This window comes from Psychromonas sp., from assembly GCF_047632995.1.
Lineage (GTDB): Bacteria > Pseudomonadota > Gammaproteobacteria > Enterobacterales > Psychromonadaceae > Psychromonas.
Map to the genome: position 1 here is coordinate 1 of NZ_JBLIEK010000163.1, position 6114 is coordinate 6114.

At 40.0% G+C, this 6114-nt stretch carries 4 protein-coding genes and 1 tRNA gene; 4 read left to right on the forward strand and 1 reads right to left on the reverse strand.

What is annotated here, in order from left to right:
• Positions 1-24: 24 nt before the first annotated feature.
• From ACJAT7_RS17205 to ACJAT7_RS17215, 3 genes are all read left to right on the forward strand, one after another.
• The gene (locus ACJAT7_RS17205) at positions 25-483 is read left to right on the forward strand and encodes a hypothetical protein (protein ID WP_415228034.1); all 459 of its coding nucleotides are present in this window, start codon (positions 25-27) and stop codon (positions 481-483) included.
• Positions 484-700: 217 nt separating this feature from the next.
• Complete coding sequence (locus ACJAT7_RS17210; RefSeq protein WP_415228031.1) at positions 701-2131, forward strand: sulfatase-like hydrolase/transferase; 1431 nt, start codon at positions 701-703, stop codon at positions 2129-2131.
• A gap of 50 nt (positions 2132-2181) precedes the next feature.
• Positions 2182-4254: a cytochrome c3 family protein gene (locus tag ACJAT7_RS17215; RefSeq protein ID WP_415228032.1), complete on the forward strand. Its 2073-nt coding sequence runs from the start codon at positions 2182-2184 to the stop codon at positions 4252-4254.
• 480 nt (positions 4255-4734) lie between these two features.
• On the opposite strand, the gene ACJAT7_RS17220 is transcribed toward ACJAT7_RS17215, so the two are convergent.
• Positions 4735-4825 (reverse strand) — tRNA-Ser (locus tag ACJAT7_RS17220).
• A 289-nt stretch (positions 4826-5114) separates the two neighbouring features.
• Between ACJAT7_RS17220 and leuS the strand changes: the two genes are divergently transcribed.
• Positions 5115-6114 (forward strand): leucine--tRNA ligase (leuS, locus tag ACJAT7_RS17225; protein ID WP_415228033.1); only part of this gene is annotated, 1000 nt, incomplete at its 3' end.

The window sequence follows — 6114 nt, forward strand, 5'->3', positions numbered from 1 at the left end:
TGGTAAGAAGATACTTATCAACAAATTAGTGAGGGTAAAATCCACCTCGGGTTACATTTTTTATCAACCTCTTGTTCGCAAAACGTTACCCAAAGGGTCATTGAAACGCATAAGGTGTGTTTGTTGATGAATGAGAAACACCCTGCAAATTCTATTAACGAAGCCTTACAATATCCACTGGCGACTTTAAAGGTAAATGGTTGGAACTCAGAGTATATTAAATTCACTCGCCATTTGAAAAAAGAATCTGTTACTCATCATGTCGCTTTTACCAGTGAAGACCTCACTAGTTTGGTAATGTGTATTGAAAACAGTGAATTAATTGCTCCCTTACCCAGTTTTTTAGCCAATGCAAAAATGCCATTTAAATCACTCAGTTTGCAGGCATATAATGATGATATTGAGGTTGTTGCTTGCGTGGCAACCACCCATAGAAACGATCCCTTCTATCAGTGGTTAGTTACCTTAGTAAAAGCAATATAGTGTTGTTTTATTGCACTTAGTCTGTCGTTGCTTAACAAACAGAGGTGACTTTTCTTTAGGTAAAAGATGACTTTCCTTTATGTGAAACGAGTTCGACTATAATCGACTATAATCTACTATAAACGACTATATTTATATATTTTTTATTTATAATCTGTTGACATGATATGAGCTCGACGATTATTAACAATAGGTTAACTGCCTAGGAGAATTTTATATGTATAAAAAATTACTGCCTCTTTGTTTAGCCGCTAGCTTTTCATCAATAGCAACGGCAGCGGATAAGCCCAATATTATTTATTTATTAGTTGATAACTGGGGCTGGGGAGACTTAAGTATTCAGGGGAGTACGATTCAGACCCCTAATATTGATGACTTTGCGCAACAAGGTTTGCGTTTAACTAACTTTAACGTACAAAATCAATGCACTCCAACCCGCTCTGCTCTGCATACAGGACGTTTACCTATTCGTACGGGTAACCAAAAGGTGCCTGCTCCTGGGGAGCCTGATGGGCTGGCCAATTGGGAATATACATTACCTGAATTGCTTTCTGATGCGGGTTATCACACCACGCTGTTTGGAAAATGGCATGTAGGTTCAAATATTAAAAAATTACCAAACTATCAAGGCTATGATTATTTTTGGGGTACCCAAGAAGGTACGAACGCGGCAGGTTATACAACAACACCTCAATGGGATCCTACCGTTGCAGCTACACCTTATATTTACGAAGGCGTAAAAGGTAAAGATGCCCAAAAGGTAAAAGAATTTAATGTTCCAGAGAAAGTGACCTTAGATAGAGAAATAACCAATCGGGCTATTGCTAATATTAAAACGCAAGCTAAAACAGGAAAACCTTTTTTCAGCTATATTGGGTTTACGCATTTTCATCCGCCATTTACAGTACACCCAGATTTCAAGAATGCCTCTAAAGCGGGTATTTATGCTGATACGCAAATGGAAGTCGACTACAACATAGGCTTAATTTTAAAAGCGGTTGAAGATGCTGGGATTTCAGATAATACCGTTGTTATTTTAACCGGTGACAATGGTGCAGGTAACTTCCCTCAAGACTCTGGCTTAGCCTCAGGTGACGACGGCGGTGGTGGTTCAAATGGCCCATGGCGTGGTGGTTTAAGTACCGCGTATGAAGGTGGTTTACGTACTCCTGCCATGATCCGTTACCCAAATAAAATTAAAGCCGGCCGAGTTTCGGATGAAATTGTAGGGGATATTGATATGTATACCACCATTGCGAGTTTCGCTGATGCTGACAAGCTTATTCCTAACGACCGTCCTATTGATGGCGTAAACCAAAAAGACTTCATCTTAGGAAAACAAGAAAAATCGAACCGTGATCATTTTATCGTGTTTGTCGGCGATGATTTATTTGCAGTGAAATGGCGTAATATGAAATTTCATTTTATGGCAACTGAATCAACACATTCTGCCGCAATTACTAAATTCACTTTTCCACAAGTGTTTGATATTAAGAATGATCCAAAAGAAAGTTATGAACTTTGGGGGAATAAAGGCTATACCCACGCATGGATGATGGAGCCTGTTATGAAGAAAATTGTTGCGTTGAAAGCCAGTATGGCTAAATATCGCAATATAAAACCTGGTGAAGAGTTCGAAGGTTACTAAGTAAATATCGTGGAGAGTTTTCTCTCCACGTCTCTTTTATTGGAAAATGCATGAAAACTGGTCAGATAATCATCTTTTTATTAACACTGCTCTTCATTTCTACTGTCACGCAAGCCAGCATATCGATGTCAAACTGTACTGCTTGTCACCAACCGCAAACTGAAAAATGGTTGCAATCTGACCATGCTAAAGCGATGTTACCTCCCTCTAGTGATTCAATCGTCGCAGATTTAAATCAGCATTATAGTGACGCTCAAGGTAATCAATTTTCATTAATTAAAGACAAGCAAGACTATCTTGCAGTGATAACCGAACAAGGTAAAAAACAAATATTCAAAGTTGAGAATACTTTTGGACATTACCCTTTACAACAATATTTAGTCAATATAGGTAATGGTCGCTTGCAAGTTTTACCTTATTCCTGGGACGCGCGCCCTAAAAATAAGGGTGGTCAACGCTGGTTTCAAGTTTATAGTGACTTGATTAGTGAGTTAGATAGCCAAAGTCGCTATCACTGGAAACAGCCGTTACAAAATTGGAATGGCATGTGTGCTGATTGTCATTCCAGTGAGCTTACACGCAACTTCTCTAGTGAAAAAAATAAATTTAAGAGTACTTGGCAAGAGATTAACGTGGGATGTTTATCCTGCCATGCTGAACATCAAGCATCGATAGAAGCATCCCCTAAAATAGTTGGAAATTGGCAGCGTAAGGCTGGGCAGAAGGTGGCGCAATGGATAGGTCCTGCACGTCATATTGATACAATGGACACTTGCTTTTCCTGTCATAGTTTACGTGAGCCTTTAACGGATGGTTTTAGTGCCGCTGGTAGTTATCTTGACAAACATATGCCTAACTTGCTTGAGCAACCTTTTTATTACCCTGATGGTCAAATTAAAGATGAAGTGTATGTCTATGGTTCATTTCAACAAAGTAAAATGGCGCAAGCTGGCGTAACCTGCCTAGATTGCCATGATAAACATTCTATGAAAGTAAAAGCTAAAGGTGATGCTTTATGTCTGACGTGCCATGCACCTGAAGCATACTTTACCAAAGACCATCACCAGCATAGTATAGAAAACACAGCATTACAGTGTGTTGATTGCCATATGCCAGAAACCACTTACATGGGGGTTGATGCGCGTAGAGATCATAGTTTTAGCGTACCAAACGCAACACTTTCACATCAGTACGATAGTCCAGACACCTGCCTTTCATGCCATAAAGATAAAGATGCACAGTGGTCTATCAATGCCTATAAAACGTTATTTGGAGAGGTAGCGCCACGCTCACAAACTGCGCATTGGTATGCTTTGTTTAGAGCCGGCAAGCTGGCGGATATCAATAAACTATGGCAAGTCGTCGATGATAAAGCCTTACCCGCGATTAAACGTGCATCTGCTTTTTCAATATTCCCACAACTCACGCGACAATTAAAAGGGGACAAACTGGCTCTTCACTTAACAAGCTCAGAGGATCTGTTACGCTTAGCGGCAACACGGCTTGCGCCCTTATTGTCGCAACAAGATAAGGTAAAATATATAGCCCCCCGGTTAAGTGACAAGCGTAAAGCGATAAGGGTCGAAGCGGCAAAGCAATCATTATTGACCTCGTTACCCCAAACAGCACAAAGTGATTTTAGGGCTGCCTTTAATGAGTTATTAGGCGTACAAGCGTTATCCACTTGGCGAGCAGAAGGCTTGTTAAATCAAGCAGAAGTTGTGATAACAAACAACGATGTGCAACAAGCGATTAAGTTAGTGCAGCAGGCAATTGACCGAGACCCTTACTTTGATGGTTCATATATAAATTTAGCGGAGTTATATCGCGCTTTAGGTGACACAGCGAAAGAAAACGACGTGTACCTGCTGGCGAAAGAAAAGCGCATTAACTCTGCACAGTTTAACTTCTCGTTGGGGCTTTTTTATATTCGAAATAGTAACGTAAACGATGCGTTAACGCATTTTAGCGTCGCTGTGAAGAAGCAACCTGAAAACAGCCAGTATTTATATATATACCTTCTAGGATTAAAAAAAGCGGGGTTAACTCAAGCATTTAATCAACACTTGCAACAAGCAATAAAGCGATTTCCTAACCATGCAGAATTTAAGCAAATAAGGTAGTGATTATATTAGCGCGTGGTGACGTTGTAGCTAGGTAATATTATCTACAAAAATTTGTGTATCTAAGTCGCAATGGGGGCGAAAGAGAGATAACTTTCATTAAACACAGTTTTTTAAATGATTATTTAATAACTAATATTGATTGATCAAATGAAAAGATCCCCAACCTTAGATAAAATTGAGGATTATTATCTATCTACAACTTAAAGTCTAACTACTTGATTTTAATGTGTTCCTTGTACGAATTAATGTACATTAATTCGAGTTGGTGTTTTATAACACACTGTTTCATAAAGAAAATTAAAAAAAAGCTGCTCATTAAAATTTAACAGCCACAGTTTCACTTAATAGCCCGCTCTTATGAGAAGCCTTTTAAAATGTGGCTGAATAAAGTACAGGAGAGATTCAGACTCTTGTAACATATAAAAGCAGTCGTATAAAATAAAAAACCCGCTGTAAAAACAGCGGGTTTTAAATGTGTGGCGGAGGAGGAGAGATTTGAACTCTCGGAGAGCTATTAACCCTCGCTGGTTTTCAAGACCAGTGCATTCAGCCGCTCTGCCACCCCTCCGGAACGAGGCGAACAATAGCGATTATAAGGTTTAATTGCAAAGCCTAAAGTAACAAAAAGAACCGTTCGCCTACAAAACCAACAACCTGCACAGATTCTCCGCACAAGCTGTTATTTTCTGGCCTGAGTTGCCACTAACACAGTTGATTAGCTGCAGTTTTTTAGATTTAATAAAACAATCATTAGGAAAAAAAAAGCTTATTGCTCATATTTATTGTTGCAGAGCCCACGCTACTGTATTCTAACGCCTAATTAATTATTTCATTTATCATTGCTAGGCAGACACAATATGCAAGAGTTATATAATCCTAAAGAGATTGAAAAAAAATTCCAAACTAATTGGGATGAAAACCAGTCATTTAAGGCCACGGAAGACCCCTCTAAAGAAAAATATTACTGCCTTTCCATGTTTCCATACCCGAGTGGCAAACTGCACATGGGTCACGTACGCAATTACACTATCGGTGATGTTATTTCCCGTTACCAACGTATGCAGGGCAAAAATGTAATGCAGCCTATGGGCTGGGATGCATTTGGTCTGCCCGCTGAAAATGCTGCCATTAAAAATAATACCGCACCGGCAGGTTGGACTTACGAAAATATCGCCTATATGAAAACGCAACTTAAACAGTTAGGTTTTGGTTACGACTGGAGTCGTGAACTGGCCACTTGCCAACCTGAATATTACCGTTGGGAACAATGGTTTTTTACAAAATTGGTTGAAAAAGATCTGGTTTATAAAAAAATGGCAACCGTTAACTGGGATCCTGTTGATCAGACCGTTTTGGCAAATGAACAAGTTATTGACGGCAGAGGCTGGCGCAGTGGCGCATTAGTTGAACAAAAAGAAATTCCGCAGTGGTTTATTAAGATAACCGCCTATGCACAGGAATTATTAGACGATTTAGATAAGCTTGACGAATGGCCGGAACAAGTACGTACCATGCAGCGTAACTGGATTGGACGCTCTGAAGGTGTCGAAATGGACTTTAAAGTAAGCGGCAAAGAGGAAAGTTTCTCTGTCTATACAACACGTCCGGATACCGTCATGGGGGTCACATATATCGCGGTTGCCGCACAGCACCCGTTAGCGCTGGAAGCGGCTAAAAGCAATGCAACCCTGGCTGCATTTTGTGAAAAATGTAAAAACGTGAAATTAGCAGAAGCTGAAATTGCGACCATGGCCAAAGAAGGTGTCGATACGGGCTTTAAGGCGATTCACCCTATCAGCGGCTTAGAAGTGCCAATCTGGACAGCAAACTTTGTATTAATGGCTTACGGCTCTGGCG

Excerpts from the sequence above, each read along its gene's own strand:
- ACJAT7_RS17215 (WP_415228032.1), top strand. The coding sequence starts at position 2,182 with ATGAAAACTGGTCAGATAATCATCTTTTTATTAACACTGCTCTTCATT.
- ACJAT7_RS17210 (WP_415228031.1), top strand. The coding sequence starts at position 701 with ATGTATAAAAAATTACTGCCTCTTTGTTTAGCCGCTAGCTTTTCATCA.